Genomic DNA, 17,277 nt, shown 5'->3' with positions numbered 1-17,277 from the left:
CGTTGGCCAAAGCGTCACTTCCGTTCCTTACGGGTCGAAAAGTAAGGCCGCGTCACCTGTTGAGCGTAGGGCGACCGGACGACTCTTGAGTGCGGAACGTGACGACTCGCGCACACCACGCCACATCCCCCGCTCGACAGCCAAGGACGGAACACGCCGTGCTGACAGAAACGAACGACGTACAGAGCGAACCGCCGCCCCTTGTCGCGCAGTTCACCTCCTCGCCTCGGGGTGCGCGACTGGCCCGGCAGCTTGCCGTACGGCATCTGGAGCAGCGGGGGTATCCGCCGGCGTCGGACACGTCGTGCGCGGTCGCCCTGGTGGTCGCCGAACTCGCCGCGAACGCCGTGCTCCACGGGCGGGTACCGGGACACGGCTTCGGTCTCCTGGTCGCCGTGGACACGGTGGCGGGCCTGGTCCGCGTCGAGGTCGCGGACGCGGCCTCCGGGAGACGGCCTCCGGTGACCCCGCCGTCGTCGGCCCCCGAGGGAGAGTCGGGCCGAGGGCTGCTCCTGGTGGACACCCTGGCCGTGCGCTGGGGTTCGGCACCGCGCCACCCGTTGGGCAAGACGGTGTGGGCGGAAGTGTCCATCGCCCATCCACTCCGTATGGAGGTCTGACCCGAAGCCCGGACTTGAGCCTGCTTCAGCGCGCCCAGGCGAACGCATTTTCGACTCTCTGGAGCCGCGCGTCCGCGTGAGCGGCGTTCGTCGACCCGCCGGGCGGGGTCAACGGGGTCAATTCGCACCCGCCCGGATGTGCATTGCTCGCAAATGTTCCTTTCTTCCTGCAATGTGCCGGTGTGACCCACGTCAGTACCCTTCCACGCCCTTCCGTCACGAAGCCGGGCCGCCCCGGCACGAAGGCCCGCGCGCGGCCGCACCCGGCCGTCGCGATGGGCACCGCCCTGGGCGTGTTCCTCGCCGCCCGGCTGCTGGGTGTCGCCGCGCTCGCCCTGCTCGCCTGGCGCACGGGCCGCCACCCGCTCGCGCTGCTCGGGCGGTCCTGGGACTCGCTCTGGTACCTGGGGATCGCCACGCACGGCTACGGCCACACGCTGCCCTCGCGCCCCGGGGTCATCTACAGCGACCTGGCGTTCTTCCCGCTGTATCCGAGACTCGTGCGCGCGGTGCTGGCCGTGACGCCGCTGAGCGGGGGCGCGGCGGGGCTGCTGGTGTCCTGGACGGCGGCCGCGGTGGCCGCCTGCGGGATCTACGCCGTAGGGGCGCGGCTGCACGGCCGGGCCGTCGGGACCGCGCTGGTGCTGCTGTGGGGGCTGCTGCCGCACTCGGTGGTGCTGTCCATGGCGTACACCGAGCCCGTGCTGACCGCGTTCGCCGCCTGGTCGCTGTACGCGGTGCTGACCGGACGGTGGGTGTGGGCGGGCGCGCTGGCCACGTTCGCGGGGCTGGCCCGGCCGAACGGGTTCGCGGTCGCCGCCGCGGTGCTCGCGGCGGCGGCGGTCGAGGTCTGGCGGCGGCGCGGAAAAGTTACCCACAGGCTGTGGACGGGCGCGGCGCTCGCACCGCTCGGCTGGTCGGCGTACGTCCTGTGGGTCGGGCACCGGCAGGGCGATCCGCTCGGCGGGTACTTCGAGGTGCAGCGGCAGTGGGGCTCCCGGTTCGACTTCGGGCGGGGGTCGCTGCAGTTCGTGAAGCGGATGCTGCTGCACGGGGACCCGTTCGTGTCCCCGATGACGCTGGTGATCGTCGCGACCGGGGTGCTGCTCTTCGCCCTGCTGCTGGCCGACCGCGCCCCGCTGCCGCTGGTCGTCCACGCCGGCGTGCTCCTGGTGATCGCCGTCGGCGGCTCCGGGTTCTTCGAGTCCAAGCCGCGCTTCCTGCTGCCCGCCTTCCCGCTGCTCATCCCGCTCGCCCGTGCCCTGGTCCGTACGGCAAGAGCCCGGCCCCGGCACGCGACCGTGGTGGTCGGTGCCCTGGCCGGGCTCTCGTTCGTCTACGGGGCCTACCTGGTCGTGCTCGGGGGCAAGCCCCTCTAGGACGGCGCGCGGGGCCGCAGCCCCTCCCGGAAGAGGTGCGGGGCTGCCTACTCCTCGTCGTCCCCGGGCTTCTCCGCCTCGTCGATCTCCTGCTCCAGGCCGAGCTGCTCCACGAGCCACTTGTCGAACTCGATGGCGGCGCGCACCCAGCTGACCGTCGAGGAGACGAAGTGCTCCAGGCTGACGCCGGTGCCGATCAGCATCTGCGCCTCGCCGATCAGACGGACCGTGCCGTCGTCGTGGGTGTGGCTGTAGACCTTGGGCCACAGGGTGCGGCGGTTCCAGTCGTCGATCGACTCGAGCAGCTGTACCTTCTCGTCGATCTGGTGGGGCCGGTCGTAGAACGTCCGCACCGAGAAGACCTGCTGGTCACCCTCACCACGGAACATGAAGTACGTACGGAACTGCTCCCACGGCGCCGCGAGGTCACCCTCGTCGTCGACGACATACTTGAGCTCCATCTGGTCCAGGAGCTGCTTCACGAGGTCCTGATCCGGGACGACGGGGCCCGCCGGTCCGCCGGGCTGCGGCTCGGGCTGGCCCCCGAAGTTCGGAATCGAGGACGGGTCGATGCTCACCGTGATTTTCCCTTCGTACGGATTCAGTCATCCTCCCTCACCCGGGGAGGGGGATGGCAACCCCGGCCGGTACTGTCAGCCCTCAGCTGACAGGATCCGGCCGCCGGTCGACGGCCGGTGCGCGAAGGGGTGGGGGCCATGGCAGTGACGCACGGCGCGGAAACGGCGGGACAGACCAGATGGGGGGTGGTGGCCGCCATTCTGGCGCTGCCCGCGCTCCTCGTGGCCGGCGTCGTCACGCTGTTCGCCCTCTGGCTGCTGATCGGCTCGTGAACCGGCCGCCGGCCGGCTGACCGGGGAGCCCCGAGGAGGGCTCCCCGCGTCGCGGGCGCGGGGTTCGGAGGGTCTTGCTGCCCATCGCCCTCTTCAGAGGGTCTTGCCCGTCGCCGGGCCCACGATCAGGCCGTCGCCGAAGGCGTCCACCCGGACCGTGTCGCCGTCCTTGACCTCGCCGGCCAGGATCTCCTTGGCCAGGCGGTCACCGATGGCGGTCTGGACCAGCCGGCGCAGCGGTCGGGCGCCGTAGGCCGGGTCCATGCCCTCGTCGGCGAGCCAGGTCAGCGCCTCGGGCGTGACCTCCAGCGTCAGACGGCGCTCCGCCAGCCGCTTGGCCAGCCGGTCGATCTGGAGCTTCGCGATCCGGCCCAGCTCCTCCTTGTTCAGGGCGGAGAAGACCACCAGGTCGTCGAGGCGGTTGAGGAACTCCGGCTTGAAGGACGTCCGCACGACCTCCAGCACCTGCTCCTTCTTCTCCTCCTCGCCGGTCAGCGGGTCGACCATGCTGTGTCCACTCAAGAATTGGCTGCCCAGGTTCGACGTCAGCACCAGGATCGCGTTGCGGAAGTCGACCGTGCGGCCCTGGCCGTCGGTGAGACGGCCGTCGTCCAGCACCTGGAGGAGGACGTCGAACACCTCGGGGTGCGCCTTCTCCACCTCGTCCAGCAGGACGACGCTGTACGGGCGCCTGCGCACCGCCTCCGTGAGCTGGCCGCCCTCCTCGTAGCCGACATAGCCGGGAGGCGCGCCGACCAGACGGGCGACGCTGTGCTTCTCGCCGTACTCGGACATGTCGATGCGGACCATGGCCCGCTCGTCGTCGAAGAGGAAGTCGGCGAGGGCCTTGGCGAGTTCGGTCTTGCCGACGCCGGTCGGGCCGAGGAAGAGGAAGGAGCCGGTGGGGCGGTCCGGGTCGGCGATGCCGGCGCGGGTGCGCCGTACCGCGTCGGACACCGCCTGGACAGCCTCTTTCTGGCCGATCAGGCGCTTGCCCAACTCCTCCTCCATGCGCAGGAGTTTCTGCGTCTCGCCCTCCAGGAGGCGGCCGGCCGGGATGCCGGTCCAGGCGGCCACGACGTCCGCGATGTCGTCGGAGCCGACCTCGTCCTTGACCATGGTGTCCTTGGACGCCTCTTCCTCGGCCTCCGAGGCGGCCTCCAAGTCCCTCTCCAGGGCCGGGATCTCGCCGTAGAGCAGCTTGCTGGCGGTGTCGAAGTCGCCGTCGCGCTGGGCGCGTTCGGCGGTGCCGCGCAACTCGTCGAGCTTCTCCTTCAGTTCACCGACGCGGTTGAGGGACTGCTTCTCCTTCTCCCAGCGGGCGGTCAGGCCCCGCAGCTCCTCCTCCTTGTCGGCGAGGTCGCGGCGCAGCTTCTCCAGGCGCTCCCGGGAGGCCGGGTCGGTCTCCTTCTCCAGCGCCAGCTCCTCCATCTTGAACCGGTCGACGGAGCGCTGGAGTTCGTCGATCTCGACGGGCGAGGAGTCGATCTCCATCCGGAGGCGGGAGGCCGCCTCGTCGACTAGGTCGATGGCCTTGTCGGGCAGGAAGCGGGAGGTGATGTAGCGGTCGGAGAGGGTCGCGGAGGCCACCAGCGCGCTGTCGGCGATCTGGACCTTGTGGTGGGCCTCGTAGCGGCCCTTGAGACCGCGCAGGATGGCGATGGTGTCCTCGACCGTCGGCTCGGCGACCAGCACCTGCTGGAAGCGGCGCTCCAGGGCCGGGTCCTTCTCGATGCGCTCGCGGTACTCGTCGAGGGTGGTCGCGCCCACCATGCGCAGCTCGCCGCGGGCCAGCATCGGCTTCAGCATGTTGCCGGCGTCCATCGCGGAGTCGCCGCCGGCGCCCGCGCCGACGACGGTGTGCAGTTCGTCGATGAAGGTGATGATCTGGCCGTCGGAGTCCTTGATCTCGGCGAGGACGGTCTTCAGCCGCTCCTCGAACTCGCCGCGGTACTTGGCGCCCGCGACCATCGCTCCCAGGTCCAGCGCGACCAGCCGCTTGTCCTTGAGGGACTCGGGCACGTCCCCCTTCACGATCCGCTGCGCGAGCCCCTCGACGACGGCGGTCTTGCCGACGCCGGGCTCACCGATGAGGACCGGGTTGTTCTTCGTACGACGGGACAGCACCTGCACGACGCGGCGGATCTCCTGGTCCCGGCCGATGACCGGGTCGAGCTTGCCCTCGCGTGCGGCGGCCGTGAAGTCCGTGCCGAACTTCTCCAGCGCCTTGTACTGACCCTCCGGGTCCGCTGTGGTCACCCGGCGTCCTCCCCTCGCCTTCTGGAAGGCCTCCTGCAACTTCCTGGCGTCGGCCCCCTGCCCGGACAGTACGTCACCGGCCGCGCCGCCCTTCGCGGCGATGCCGATCAGCAGATGCTCGGTGGAGAGGTAGTCGTCGCCGAGGTCCCGGGCGCGCTCGGTCGCGTCGGCGATCACCGCGAGCAGCTCGCGGTTGGGCTGCGGCGGTGCCACGGTCGAGCCGGTGACGCTGGGCAGCGAGGCGAGCACCTTCTCCGCGCCCGCCCGCACGGCGGCCTGGTCGGCGTCCACGGCGGCGAGCAGGTCGACGATGTTCTCGTTGTCCTGCCCCTGGAGCAGAGCAAGCAGCAGGTGGGCAGGGGTGAGGTCGGGGTGCCCCTCGGTCACGGCGCGGTTGCTCGCCGTGTTGATGGCGTCCCGGCTCCGGTTGGTCAGCTCGGCGTCCACGTTCCTTCTCTCCTCCTGCGGTCAGCCGTCGGCTCCGTCTCCCAGCACTGACTCAGTCAGCGTACACAAAGTTGAGTCTATTCCACTCAAGGTACGACGGGGAGGACTTCAGGGGTTAGGTTCCGGACCCATGGCGACCCACACCCAGGACCCCGGTGCCCCCGACCCCTCGTATCTCACCTTCTGGCGGGAACGGCACCTGTGCACGCTGACCACCCCGCGCCCGGACGGCAGCCCGCACGTGGTGCCCGTCGGGGTCACCTACGACCCCGAGGCGCGCCTGGCCCGGGTCATCACCAACGGGTCCAGTTCGAAGGTGGCGCACGTACGGGCGGCCGGGGCCGAGGGGGCCCGGGTCGCGGTGTGCCAGGTCGACGGGCGGCGGTGGGCCACGCTGGAGGGACGGGCCTTCGTACGGACCGATCCGGAGCGGGTCGCCGAGGCGGTGCGGCGCTACGCCGAGCGCTACGAGCGGACGCCGGCGCCCAATCCGGCACGGGTGGTCATCGAGATCGAGCTGACCCGGGCCATGGGACAGGGCTGACGGTTTTCAGCCAGCCGGGCGCGCCGGACGATCAGGTCGATAGCGGGAAATGTCCGCCGGAAACTGCAGCGGCGTCACCGTGTTCAGGTCACGGTGACGCCGCTGCGGGGGGAAGCACCTGAGCGAACTGTTACGACGGGGGATTCGCGTCAGGCACTGCGGGGGGTGGCTGAGATGGTCCGAACATCGGGGGTTTCCGGTTCCACCAGCCGGTGGTCTCGTTGGTCCAGGTTCACAAAGATCATTCCGTACCGGACGGCACATCGCACGGGCTGCGGCGCCCCCCGAGGCCGCCGCAGACACCGGTACGCCCTGACGTCCTCGTCCTCGTCCCGCGTGACGACCACGGGCTCACCGAAGACCGTCACCATCAACGAGTCACCGGAGTGGGGGATCGCGGTGACCAGGTCGATGAAGTGCCAGCCCGAGCGGTAGGCCGTGGCCATCTCGCGGCGGAAGGAGCGGTCGTCGGGTGGGGTGGTCATGACTGGACGGCCCAGCTGCTGTCTGCCGGGGCGACCCAGGAGCTGTCTCCCGGGGCGTCGTCCGCCACGATCACCCAGCTGCTGTCGCCGGCACCGGCGGCAGCAGCGGCCTGCACGCGCCAGCTGCTGTCCTGTGCGACAGCACCCTTCGCCCCCGCGTGGCCGGCCAGCGCCCCGAAGGCCAATGCGGCGGAGAAGGCGGCGACAAGCGCCGAGCGAAGCATTCTCTTATGCATAGTCGGCTTCGTCCTCATTTGAAGGTCACCTCTCCCCCGTCCGAATACGACGATGGCCCATTCCGGCACGTCATGGCCACACAAACGATGCATCATGTTCCTGCACGTTCAGGACCCTGGGGGGTGGAGATTTGGCGATAAATCAGACTAACCGGACACATCCTCACGGGCTGACCGACCTGTGCGAGGACGGGCGCCGTCTTTACGGCAACGCTCTCCGGACGGGACGCGTAGCCCGTGCGGATGTGGAGCCTGCGCCCTGTTTGATGGAGTTCGCCCTCCTTCATCCCGATCCGGACGACCCGAACTGGCTACGTCCCGTACCCCCTTCGATCGCCCTGTCCCAGCGGCTCAACCCGATCGAGCACGAGATCACGCAGCGCAGGCGGGAGTCCATCGAACTCGCCGGTGCTTTCGAGCCGTTCATGAGCATCAGTGCCCAGCCGACGGCCACGACTCACTCGATCACGGTGCTGGAGGGCCTCGACCGGATCAACGCGGCGCTCGACCTGGCCACCGCCCAGTGCCAGACCGAGATGCTCACCGTCCAGCCGAGCCGCCGCCGTCTCGAACACACCCTCACCAAGGCGCTGGACCGCGACCGGCCGCTGATCGAGCGGGGGTGCCGCATCCGGACCCTGTACCAGCACCCCGCCCGGTACAGCCCCGAGACGCTCGCCTACGTCGCCCAGTTCGTCGACGGCAAGGTCGAGTACCGGACGATCGACGAACTCGTCGAGCGGCTGATCATCTGCGACGAGACGGTCGCCTTCATCCCCACCCGTGACGACGGGGAGATCGCCCTCGAACTGCGCCACCCCGGACTCGTCCGCTACCTGATCAAGGTCTTCGAGTTCATGTGGGCCCGCGCGGTCCCGCTGAGCGCGGGCGCCCCGTACGAGACCGCCCCCGACGGGATCACCGAGATCCAGCACTCCATCGCCAAACTCCTCGTCGAAGGCCATGTCGACGAGGCGATCGCACGGCGCCTGGGCATGAACGTGCGCACCTGCCGGGCCCACATCGCCAAGCTCGCCACCGCCCTGGGCAGCGGCAGCCGGGCCCAGCTCGGCTTCCTCATCGCCCAGTCGGGCCTCCTGGAACAGGACCTCTGACCCCGCGAGGGGCCAGGGGGCGGAGGGGGCAGGAGGACGACCCCGGCCGCACACCCACGACACGGTGCGGAGCAGCTCCGCCCGGAGGGGCGACCCCGCGCGAACCGGAAGGGCGCGGCCCTGCGCGAACCGGAAGGGGTGGCCCTGCGTGAACGCGCCCCGCGCGAGGGCCGGGCACGCGCCGAGGAGACGGCCGAGGCGCCTGCCCGCTCGACCTCGGCCAGCTGCACCCCTCGGCAGACGCCCCTCGGCCCGCTGCACCCCTCGGCAGACGCCCCGGCCCCTCGGCGCCGGTCGTGCTCGCGGTGGTCCTGTACCGGCTGCTGAGCGCCTCGGCGGGCGTCGTCACCGAGAAGCGTCGGTGCGAGGCCCGACCCGCTCCACCTCGGCCCGCTGCACCCCTCGGCCGACGCCCCGGCCCGCCCGGCGCCGGTCGCGCCCGCGGTGGCCCTGCACCGGCTGCTGAGCGCCTCGGCGGGCGTCGTCACCGAGACGCGCCGACGACGAGGCCCAACCCGCTCAACCCGGGCCCGCCGCACCCCTCGGCCGACGCCCCGGCCCGCCTGGCGCCGGTCGCGCCCGCGGTGGTCCTGTACCGGCTGCTGAGCGCCTCGGCGGGCGTCGTCGCCGAGAAGCGTCGGTGAGGCACGGCCCGGCGGTCTGTTCAAACGCCTTCTCCGGTTCGACGGCAGGCCCGTGGGAGCCGACGGCATCCCGGTCGCCGGGGTCCTCGGCCGGTCCGACCGCATCGGTCGGACCGCATCCCAGGCCCTCGCAGACGGTCGCGACGAGCTGTCCGCCGTCCGACCGACTCGGCATGAACATCCGTACCGCCCGCTCCCCCACCGCCGAACTCGCGGCGACGCCGGCCGGGCACGGTTGGGGTGTCTCAGCGGACGGTCGGGGATTCTTGGCCGGGAAGGGGGACGGGGGTCGCGTCGGTGGGGTGGCGGGGGCCGTCCAGGCCCACCTGGGCTATGCGGACTCCGAGTTGGGTGCGGCTGGCCGCGCCCAGGGTCTCGGAGAGGCGGGCGATGTGGGCCCGGCAGGTGCGGACGCTGATGCCGAGGCGCTCCGCGATGACCGCGTCCTGGTGGCCCTCCGCGAGGAGCGCCGCGATGGACTGCTCACGGTGCGAGATGCCCTCGATGCCGGTGTCGGGAAGGGGGGCCGTGAGCGGGATCGCCAGGCGCCAGAGGCGGTCGAAGACGGTGCCCAGGTAATCGACCAGGGCGGGGTGGCGCAGTTCCAGGGCGAGGGTGCGGTCGGAGTTGGCGGGGATGAAGGCCACCGTACGGTCGAAGAGGATCAGTCGCTCGATCACCTCGTCCAGGGTGCGTGCCTCGACCGAACCGCCCATCAGCTCCAGGTAGTTGAGCAGGCCCTGGCCGTGCCGGGCCACATGGGTGTACAGATCCCGCATACGCACGCCCCGCCCGCGCAGCGCGAGCGCCCGGTGCAGGCCCTCGGTCAGCTCGTGCTCGGGACGGATGCCCCCGGGCTGGACCGTGATGACCTCGGTCGTACAGGCCTCCGTCGCCTCGTCCATCGCGGCCTGGATACGGGACAGCCCGTCCAGCACCCGGATCGCGCTGCCCTCGCCGGCGCCCGGCTGCGGCGTGGACGGCCCGAGACCCGCGTACCACTCGAAGGCCGCCACCGCCGAGCCCACCCGGCGCTGACTGGAGCTGACCTCGTCGTACACCCCGCGCAGCAGCCGGGTCATGACCTCCTGCGGGGAGGTCGGGACCAGCCAGTCCATGTCGTCGGGGTCGGGGTGGAGCAGGGCCAGATCGAGCAGACAGGGCACCGTGTCGGCGTCACCGCGCGCCACGCGGCCCCGCCGTACGGCCCGGGAATACACGCGATCCCCGGCCTCGCACAGTCGGTCGGCACCGTGAGGATGCTCCTCCGTCCCGTGCCCGGCCATCGCCCATCCCACCCCCGGTTCGAGCCTCTTGTACAGGCGTGCCCCTACGGTTCGCTTCGGTTCGCTCGCGCTTTCCGCAGCGCAACTATGCGCGGACACAACCGGGTCCGCAACACGGCTCTCTCCGTCAAGCCCGCCGTAAAGCACCGTTGTGCCCGGGTTTCTCCAGGGCCCCTTCCGTCGGCTTGCAACAAGCTGACGGAGGGGCGCGCGGGGGCCCGCCGACGGAGGGCGACCTTCCGCGCAAGCTCCCGGAAATGCCGCAGTGATCGGTTTGTTACGGGCCGCCTCTAACGTCCCCTCATGGCGGACATATTTGACGCGTACGCGTTGGCCGACGCGTGGGACGAGATGTTTGAGCGGCCGGGTGAGGTCAGGACCGCCTATGAGCCGGTGCTGGCGGCACTGCAGCCGATCGAGCCGAGTGAACTGCGGTTCCGGGCCGACCAGATGGCCCGTGCCTTCACGGACCGGGGCGTGACCTACGCCTTCGCGGGCGAGGAGCGGCCCTGGCCCCTGGACCTGGTGCCGAGGATCCTCGACGCCCTGGAGTGGGATCTCATACAACGCGGGGTAAGCCAGCGGGTGCGGGCCCTGGAGGCCTATCTCGCGGACGCCTACGGCCCCTGCCGTGCCTTCGAGGACGGTGTGGTGCCCTGGCGGCTGCTGCTCGGCTCCCCGCACTTCCATCGCGCCGCGCACGGGGTGCAGCCACCGGGCGGGGTCCGCATCCATGTGGCCGGAATCGACCTGGTGCGGGACGAGGCCGGGGACTTCCGGGTGCTGGAGGACAACGTGCGGGTGCCCAGCGGCGTCTCGTACGTCATCGAGAACCGGCGCGCGATGACCCGTATCTTCCCCTCGCTCTTCGCCGAGCAGCACGTCCTGCCGGTCGACGGGTACACCCAGCGGCTGCTGGCCGCGCTGCGCGCCGCCGCCCCGGGTGGCGTCCAGGACCCCCGGGTCGTCGTCCTCACCCCCGGTCCCAGCAACGCCGCCTACTTCGAACACGCCCTGCTGGCACGGCTGATGGGCGTGCAGCTGGTCGAGGGGCACGACCTGGTGTGCCGCAACAACCGGGTGTGGATGCGCACGACCCGCGGCGAGGTGCCCGTCCATGTCGTATACCGGCGCCTGGACGACGACTTCCTCGACCCGCTCCACTGCCGCCCCGACTCGGTGATCGGCTGCCCCGGCATCATGGGCGCCGCGATGGCCGGGAACGTCACGCTCGCGAACGCCGTGGGCAATGGAATCGCCGACGACAAACTGCTCTACACCTACGTACCGGACCTCATCCGCTACTACCTCTCCGAAGAACCGATTCTTCCCAACGTGGAGTCCTTCCGCCCCGATGAACCGGGGCAGTTGGAGGCGGTCCTCGACCAGATCGACCGGCTCGTCATCAAGCCGGTCGACGGCGCCGGCGGCCAGGGCATCGTCATCGGCCCCAAGTGCGACAGGGACACCCTCGAACGCACTCGCAAAGCCGTGATCGCCGACCCGCGCGGCTTCATCGCCCAGCGCCCGGTGGCCCTGTCCACCTCCCCCACCCTCGCGGGTGAGCGCATGGCACCGCGCCACATCGACCTGCGTCCGTTCGCCGTGAACGACGGCGACGACATCTGGGTCCTGCCCGGCGGCCTGACACGCGTGGCGCTGCAGGAGGGCAACCTGATCGTCAACTCCAGCCAGGGCGGCGGCTCCAAGGACACCTGGGTGCTCGCCGAGGGCCCGGCCGACTCGCCCGCGCCGCTCGACGCCGGCGCCCCGCTCGCCGTCGCCCCCCGTCTGCTCGGACCCGACGGCACCCCCACCGTCGTACAGGAAGGGGCGCAGCAGCAGTGAACGACGTGATCCTCTCCCGTATCGCCGAGGCCCTGACCTGGACCGGGCGTTACGTCGAGCGCGCCGACGCCACCGGGCGCATCCTCGACGCCTATCTGCACCGCATGCTGGAGGACCCCTGGCGCGACGAGGACGTGGCCTGCCGGTCGCTGTACGCGATCCTCGGCATGGACGCCGGCGGAGCGCGTGTGGACATGCAGCAGGTCCTGGACCAGCTGGCCTTCGACGCCCGTTCGACGGGGTCGATCGAGGGGGCGCTGGGCGCGGCGCGACTGAACGCGAGAAGCGCCCGTGAGGCGGTCTCCTCCGCGATGTGGGAGTGCCTGAACTCCACCTGGCACGCCCTGGCCGACCAGCGGCTGGCGGCGCGCCGGACGGGCCCGTACGCCTATCTGGAGCTCGTCCGCAGCCGGGCGGCCCTCTTCTTCGGGCTGGCCGACTCCACCATGAGCCGGGACGACAGCTGGCGGTTCGTGGTCCTCGGCCGGAGTCTCGAACGGGTCGACATGACCGTACGACTGCTGTCGGTCCGCGTCCTGGACGCGGCGCACGCGCCCGACTGGCCGACGCTGCTGAGCGCGTCCGGCGCCGACGAGGCGTTCGCGCGGGTGTACGGCGGCTTCGGGGACACCTCGCGGGTGGCCGAATTCCTGCTCCTCGACCGGGACTTCCCGCGTTCGGCGCTGCACGCGCTGACCACGGCGGAGGAGTGCCTGACGGAGCTGGGCCGCCCGCGCCAGGATCCCGCGCGCCGCCCGATCGGCCGGATGCGCACCCGGCTCGAATACCTGGACACCGGAGCTCTCGAAGACCAGCTGCCGGTCCTGCTGAGGGACTTGCAGCAGGCCTGCATGGCGTCCGCCGACGCGGTGGCGGAGCGCTTCTTCCCGTACCAGGGGCCCGTCGAGTGGGCCCAGGAAGGAGCCTGACATGGCTCGTCGCCTCCGTATCAAGCACACCACCCGGGTCTCCTACGCCCAGCCCGCGGCCTCCTCGCACAACGAGGTCCGGATGACCCCGCTGACCCTGCCCGGGCAGACCACCCTGGACGCCCGGGTCACCGTGAACCCGACGACGCCCACCTGGTCGTACTGGGACTACTGGGGCACCCAGGTCACCGGCTTCGATCTGATGGATCCGCACGGCAAGCTCGTCATCACCGCCTCCAGCCTGGTCGAGACGTCCCCGGCGGAACCCCTGCCGGCCGCGCCGAGCTGGGAGGAGGTGGCCGAACGCGTCGCGGCCACCCGTCTGCTGGAGTTCGCCACCCCGACGGCCCGCACGACGGTGCCGCCGAAGCTGGTGAAGAAGGCGCGGAAGGCGGCGGCCGGACTCGACCCGCACGAGACGGCGGTCGCGGTCTCGGCGCTGGTCGCCGACCGGGTGTCGTATCTGCCCGGCGCGACCAGTGTGAACACCTCCCCCGCGGAGGCCTGGGAGCAGGGCGCCGGTGTCTGCCAGGACATCACCCACCTCACCGTCGCGCTGCTGCGGGGCGTGGGCCTGCCGGCCCGCTATGTCTCCGGCTATCTCCACCCGGAGCGCGAGGCCGAGCTGCACCGTCCGGTCGCCGGGCAGAGCCACGCCTGGATCGAGTACTGGGCGGGCGACTGGTCCGGCTACGACCCCACCAACCGGGTCCGCGCCGACGAGTCCCATGTGGTGGTGGCCCGGGGCCGCGACTACGACGACGTGACCCCGCACAAGGGCATCTACCGGGGTGTGCCCGGGGGTTCGCCGGAGGTGACGGTGGAGTTCACGCGGGTGGCGTGAACCCATGGGAAAGGGCCGGGGGTTGGTGCTCCCCCGGCCCTCCTGGTCCGCGCTGCCGGCTACTTCAGCCCGTTGGCCGCGCACTCCGACTTGTACGCGCTGGTGCAGATCTGCGCGATCGTGTAGATGCCGTCCTCGACCACCGTGTCCTTGATGTTCTTCTTCGTCAGGGCGGTCACGGTGACGAGCTGGGCGGGGATGGCCTTGTTGGTGGGGCTGTCCACACTGTCCTGGGTCAGGGCGTCGAACTGGATGTTCTTGCCCTGCACCTTGAAGACGGCCATCTGCGCGGCGGCCTCGGCCTCGTCCGGGTAGGGCTTGTAGACGGTCATGTACTGGTCGCCGACGAGGATCCGCTGCACCGCGTCGAGGTCCGCGTCCTGGCCCGTGAGCGGCGGGATCTCGGTCACGCCGGCCGCCTTGAGGGCCTTGACGATGCCGCCCGCCATCGCGTCGTTGGCGGAGTAGACGGCGGCGATGTTGTTCCTGCCGATCGCCTCGACCGCGCTGGTCGTCTCCTGCTCGGCGACCTTGGGGTCCCAGTCCTTGGTGTCGTACGACTTGGCGACCGTCACCTTGCCGTTGAGCTCGGACAGCGCGCCCGCCTTGAACTGCTTGGCGTTCGGGTCGGTCGGCGAGCCGTTGATCATGATGACCTTGTCGGAGGTGTCGGCCTTCGAGCCCAGGGCCTCCAGGAGCGTACGGGCCTGCACCTCGCCCACCAGCTCGTTGTCGAAGGAGACATACGCCTCGATCGGTCCCTCGGCCAGGCGGTCGTAGGCGATGACCGGGATGCCCGCGTCCTTGGCCTTCTTCACCTCGCCGGCGATCGCGTGCGAGTCCACCGCGTCCAGCACGATGACGTCGACCTTGTCGTCGATCATCTTCTGCATCTGCTTGGTCTGCTTCGGCGCGGACGACGCGGCGTTGGCGTAGGCGACACGACCCTGGTTGTCCGTGAGCTCCAGGATCTTCTTCTTCATGATCGGGTAGTCGAAGTTGGTGTAGCGGGTGTTGATGGTGTCCGGCATCAGCACGCCCACCGTGAGGTCGTTGCCCTTCGTCGGGCTCGCCGAGCTGCTGTCCCCCGACACGTTCAGCATGCCGCAACCGGCCAGCAACAGGGTCATCGTGGACGCGGCCACGGTTATGGCGATACGACGCGTGGGGCTGGTGCTCACTGGCCTGCTCACTTCTGATGCATTCGGGACGGACGCGACCGATTCGGGACGTGACTGAAAAGCCAACGCGGAGGCGCCCCCGGGCGTCAAGCGGAACCACTTAACGAGTGCGCAACGCCACGCTCAGCTGACCATGTGAAGACATGGCGGAATCACCTCCAAACGCCCTTTACCGGCCCTCCACCGGAAGCCCGGCAACGAGACGGCAAAGATCCACTCATCACGGCCCGATTCCCCACGTTCCGACGATCACGGCTGCTCCGGTCGTCCGATCCCGGACGGACCGGACGACCGAACAAACCCGGCCATCCCCAAGACGGTCAACGGCATGCAAAGATCCGTACATCAATTCCCATGCCGAAGGACAGACTTGAACCCAGCCAGACGCACGACCCGAGCGGCCGCGGCCGCCGTCGTGCTCGCCTCCACGGCCGGCCTGCTCACCGCCGTCGCCCCTCCCGCGTCCGCCGCCACGACCTGCGACTCCCCGGTCTACACACGGCAGTTCTTCGCGAACACCACCTTCAAGGGCACCCCCAGGAAGACGGACTGCGACACCGCCGTCGACCAGAACTGGACCGGCTCACCCACCTCCGGCCTCCCCAAGGACAACTTCGCCGTCCGCTGGACCGTCACCCGCGACTTCGGCTCCGGCGGCCCCTTCGCCCTCACCGCCACCGGACTCGACGGCATACGCGTCTACCTCGACGGCACCCGCAGAATCGACCTGTGGAAGAACGTCTCGTCGACGGTGACGAAGACCGCCAACGTCACCATCCCGTCCGGCAAGCACACCCTCCGCCTGGACTACGCCAACTGGACCGGCACCGCCAAGGTCAAGTTCACCTACACCCCCCGCACCTCCGCCACCGTCGACAAGGTCAAGCCCCTCGCCCCGACCGGTGCCTCCGCCGACTACATACCGGACGGGGAGAACGCGTACGCCGAGCTCACCTGGGCCGCCAACAAGGAGATGGACCTCGCCGGGTACCGCGTCTACCGCCGGCTGAAGGGTTCCGGCGCCTGGACGAAGGTGGCCACGACCGCGCCCGGCCAGCGCCAGGCCGGTGACCAGCCGCCGCCCACGGGGCAGTCGTACTACTACGAGGTGCGCGCCTACGACAAGGCGGGCAACGAGTCCGGCGGCTCCACCGACCAGCTGGTCACCACCTACGACCGGACCGCCCCGGACGCCCCCGTGCTCACCGCCGCCGCCACCGAGGCCTCCAACGACCTCTCCTGGACGGCCTCCGCGGACGCGGTGAACTACCGGATCCTCCGCAAGCGGGACAGCGAGACCACGTACACCCAGCTCGCCGACACCACCGCCACCACCTACTCGGACACCTCGGCGTCGTACGGGCGGGCCTACGACTACAAGGTCAGCGCGATCGACGCGGCCAAGAACGCCGGGGCCTCCAACGTCGTCCGCAGCACCCGCTCCATCACCCCGCCGCAGAACGTCACGGTGAGCGTGCCGAGCTACGGCGCCGTGTTCACCTGGACCGAGGCGGCGGGCGGCGACACCGCCGACTACGAGGTCTACCGCTCGACGACCACCCCGGTGGAGCTGACCTACGACAACCTCACCGACTGCCGCAGCCGCAAGAAGAGCACGGACGCGGCGGGCGGCACGGTCCGCTCCTGCGTCGACTACGAAGGCCGCCAGGGCACTACGTACCACTATGCGATGATCCGGCAGAACACCGCGGGCCGCTGGTCCACCGGCTCCGCCGACATGACCGTCACCCGCCCCGGCGACGAGATCCCGCCCCCGCCCGTGACCGGCCTGACGGCCGAGCCTCTGGAGTACGGCTTCAAGCTGGACTGGGACGACAGCACGGCGGCCGACCTGGAGAAGTACTGGGTCTACGAGGACCTCTCGTGCTGCGAGCCGGACTACCTCGCCACGGTCCCCGCGGGCACCTCCGAGTTCGTGGTCGGTCCTGACGCGGCCGACGGCGAGACACGGACGTACATCGTCGTGGCCGTCGACAAGTACGGCAACTCCCTCACCTACGAGGACGAGACCGGCATCGGCTGGAGCAGCTCCGTCTCCAAGGTGACCGCCACCGAACTCGACCTCAGGCCGGCGACCGTCCCCGCGAACACCGCACCGTGCTCCCTGACCACGTACACGACCCTCGGCGACGAGGGCGGTATGTACATCGACTGCGCCGACAAGGTGGCCACGGAGGCCGCCGGTATCAACGTGTACCGCTGGGACCGCGCGAGCGGCAGCTACGTCCGGGTGACGGACACCCCGCTGGCGCCCACGACGACCCACTACACCGACCCCACCGTCCCCAGAGGCACGACCGTCTACTACCTGCTCTCGGTGGTCGCGGCCGACGGTTCGGAGACCTTCAGCAACGTGGACTCCAGCGTGTCCCTGCCGAGCGGAGCCTGACCTCCCGATGAAGACAGCCCTGCGGGCGACGGCCGTGGTCCTCACCACCACGGCCGGCGCCCTCACCGCCCTCGCCCCTCCCGCGTCCGCCGCCACGACCTGCAACTCCCCGGTCTACACACGGCAGTTCTTCGCGAACACCACCTTCAAGGGCACCCCCAGGAAGACGGACTGCGACACCGCCGTCGACCAGAACTGG

Annotated in this window: 16 protein-coding genes and 1 pseudogene; 11 read left to right on the top strand and 6 right to left on the bottom strand. The window is 70.4% G+C overall.

Annotated features, from left to right (window positions below; translation table 11 throughout):
* Nucleotides 1-158: 158 nt before the first annotated feature.
* Nucleotides 159-620: an ATP-binding protein gene (locus ABZT17_RS11360; RefSeq protein WP_356346746.1), complete on the top strand. Its 462-nt coding sequence runs from the start codon at nucleotides 159-161 to the stop codon at nucleotides 618-620.
* A gap of 182 nt (nucleotides 621-802) precedes the next feature.
* Nucleotides 803-1,999: a hypothetical protein gene (locus tag ABZT17_RS11355; protein WP_356346744.1), complete on the top strand. Its 1,197-nt coding sequence runs from the start codon at nucleotides 803-805 to the stop codon at nucleotides 1,997-1,999.
* Between the two features lie 47 nt (nucleotides 2,000-2,046).
* Here ABZT17_RS11355 and ABZT17_RS11350 read toward each other — a convergent pair whose 3' ends face one another.
* Nucleotides 2,047-2,577: a YbjN domain-containing protein gene (locus ABZT17_RS11350; RefSeq protein WP_356346742.1), complete on the bottom strand. Its 531-nt coding sequence runs from the start codon at nucleotides 2,575-2,577 to the stop codon at nucleotides 2,047-2,049.
* 138 nt (nucleotides 2,578-2,715) lie between these two features.
* On the opposite strand from ABZT17_RS11350, the gene ABZT17_RS11345 reads away from it, so the two are divergent.
* The gene (locus tag ABZT17_RS11345) at nucleotides 2,716-2,850 is read left to right on the top strand and encodes a hypothetical protein (protein WP_356346740.1); all 135 of its coding nucleotides are present in this window, start codon (nucleotides 2,716-2,718) and stop codon (nucleotides 2,848-2,850) included.
* A gap of 93 nt (nucleotides 2,851-2,943) precedes the next feature.
* Here ABZT17_RS11345 and clpB read toward each other — a convergent pair whose 3' ends face one another.
* Nucleotides 2,944-5,556, bottom strand: coding sequence for an ATP-dependent chaperone ClpB (clpB, locus tag ABZT17_RS11340; protein ID WP_356346738.1), 2,613 nt, complete (start codon nucleotides 5,554-5,556; stop codon nucleotides 2,944-2,946).
* A 130-nt stretch (nucleotides 5,557-5,686) separates the two neighbouring features.
* On the opposite strand from clpB, the gene ABZT17_RS11335 reads away from it, so the two are divergent.
* Nucleotides 5,687-6,100 carry a TIGR03618 family F420-dependent PPOX class oxidoreductase gene (locus ABZT17_RS11335; RefSeq protein ID WP_356346736.1) on the top strand — a complete coding sequence of 138 codons (414 nt, stop codon included), beginning with the start codon at nucleotides 5,687-5,689 and terminating at the stop codon, nucleotides 6,098-6,100.
* Nucleotides 6,101-6,249: 149 nt separating this feature from the next.
* Here the strand turns inward: ABZT17_RS11335 and ABZT17_RS11330 are convergent, their stop codons facing one another.
* Nucleotides 6,250-6,585 carry a hypothetical protein gene (locus ABZT17_RS11330; protein WP_266957970.1) on the bottom strand — a complete coding sequence of 112 codons (336 nt, stop codon included), beginning with the start codon at nucleotides 6,583-6,585 and terminating at the stop codon, nucleotides 6,250-6,252.
* On the bottom strand, nucleotides 6,582-6,809 hold the full coding sequence (locus ABZT17_RS11325) for a hypothetical protein (RefSeq protein WP_356346733.1): 228 nt from the start codon (nucleotides 6,807-6,809) through the stop codon (nucleotides 6,582-6,584). The genes ABZT17_RS11330 and ABZT17_RS11325 overlap by 4 nt, the downstream gene beginning before the upstream one ends.
* 143 nt (nucleotides 6,810-6,952) lie before the next feature.
* Between ABZT17_RS11325 and ABZT17_RS11320 the strand changes: the two genes are divergently transcribed.
* Nucleotides 6,953-7,936 carry a helix-turn-helix transcriptional regulator gene (locus ABZT17_RS11320; RefSeq protein WP_356346731.1) on the top strand — a complete coding sequence of 328 codons (984 nt, stop codon included), beginning with the start codon at nucleotides 6,953-6,955 and terminating at the stop codon, nucleotides 7,934-7,936.
* Between the two features lie 296 nt (nucleotides 7,937-8,232).
* Nucleotides 8,233-8,580, top strand: a complete 348-nt coding sequence (locus ABZT17_RS11315) for a hypothetical protein (RefSeq protein ID WP_356346729.1) — start codon at nucleotides 8,233-8,235, stop codon at nucleotides 8,578-8,580.
* A 245-nt stretch (nucleotides 8,581-8,825) separates the two neighbouring features.
* Here ABZT17_RS11315 and ABZT17_RS11310 read toward each other — a convergent pair whose 3' ends face one another.
* On the bottom strand, nucleotides 8,826-9,866 hold the full coding sequence (locus ABZT17_RS11310) for a helix-turn-helix transcriptional regulator (protein WP_356346727.1): 1,041 nt from the start codon (nucleotides 9,864-9,866) through the stop codon (nucleotides 8,826-8,828).
* A gap of 303 nt (nucleotides 9,867-10,169) precedes the next feature.
* On the opposite strand from ABZT17_RS11310, the gene ABZT17_RS11305 reads away from it, so the two are divergent.
* The 3 genes from ABZT17_RS11305 to ABZT17_RS11295 are packed head-to-tail and all read left to right on the top strand — an operon-like array spanning nucleotide 10,170 to nucleotide 13,487.
* Nucleotides 10,170-11,714: a circularly permuted type 2 ATP-grasp protein gene (locus ABZT17_RS11305; protein ID WP_356346725.1), complete on the top strand. Its 1,545-nt coding sequence runs from the start codon at nucleotides 10,170-10,172 to the stop codon at nucleotides 11,712-11,714.
* Nucleotides 11,711-12,643 (top strand): alpha-E domain-containing protein, encoded by a 933-nt coding sequence (locus ABZT17_RS11300; protein ID WP_356346723.1) that lies wholly within the window; start codon nucleotides 11,711-11,713, stop codon nucleotides 12,641-12,643. The genes ABZT17_RS11305 and ABZT17_RS11300 overlap by 4 nt, the downstream gene beginning before the upstream one ends.
* Nucleotide 12,644: 1 nt before the next feature.
* Nucleotides 12,645-13,487 (top strand): transglutaminase family protein, encoded by an 843-nt coding sequence (locus ABZT17_RS11295; protein ID WP_356346721.1) that lies wholly within the window; start codon nucleotides 12,645-12,647, stop codon nucleotides 13,485-13,487.
* 59 nt (nucleotides 13,488-13,546) lie between these two features.
* Here the strand turns inward: ABZT17_RS11295 and ABZT17_RS11290 are convergent, their stop codons facing one another.
* Nucleotides 13,547-14,617, bottom strand: a complete 1,071-nt coding sequence (locus tag ABZT17_RS11290; RefSeq protein WP_356346996.1) for a substrate-binding domain-containing protein — start codon at nucleotides 14,615-14,617, stop codon at nucleotides 13,547-13,549.
* 421 nt (nucleotides 14,618-15,038) lie between these two features.
* Here ABZT17_RS11290 and ABZT17_RS11285 point away from each other — a divergent pair, with 421 nt between their 5' ends.
* Together ABZT17_RS11285 and ABZT17_RS11280 are read left to right on the top strand one after the other, a co-directional pair.
* Nucleotides 15,039-17,078, top strand: a complete 2,040-nt coding sequence (locus ABZT17_RS11285) for a PA14 domain-containing protein (RefSeq protein WP_356346719.1) — start codon at nucleotides 15,039-15,041, stop codon at nucleotides 17,076-17,078.
* Nucleotides 17,079-17,085: 7 nt separating this feature from the next.
* Nucleotides 17,086-17,277 (top strand): annotated as a pseudogene (locus ABZT17_RS11280) (cellulose 1,4-beta-cellobiosidase); the annotation flags it as partial.

Source organism: Streptomyces sp. NPDC005648 (assembly GCF_040605395.1).
In the GTDB taxonomy this organism is placed as follows: Bacteria; Actinomycetota; Actinomycetes; order Streptomycetales; family Streptomycetaceae; genus Streptomyces.
The sequence above is the reverse complement of the archived record's forward strand: the minus strand, read 5'-3'. Positions and strand labels throughout refer to the sequence as shown.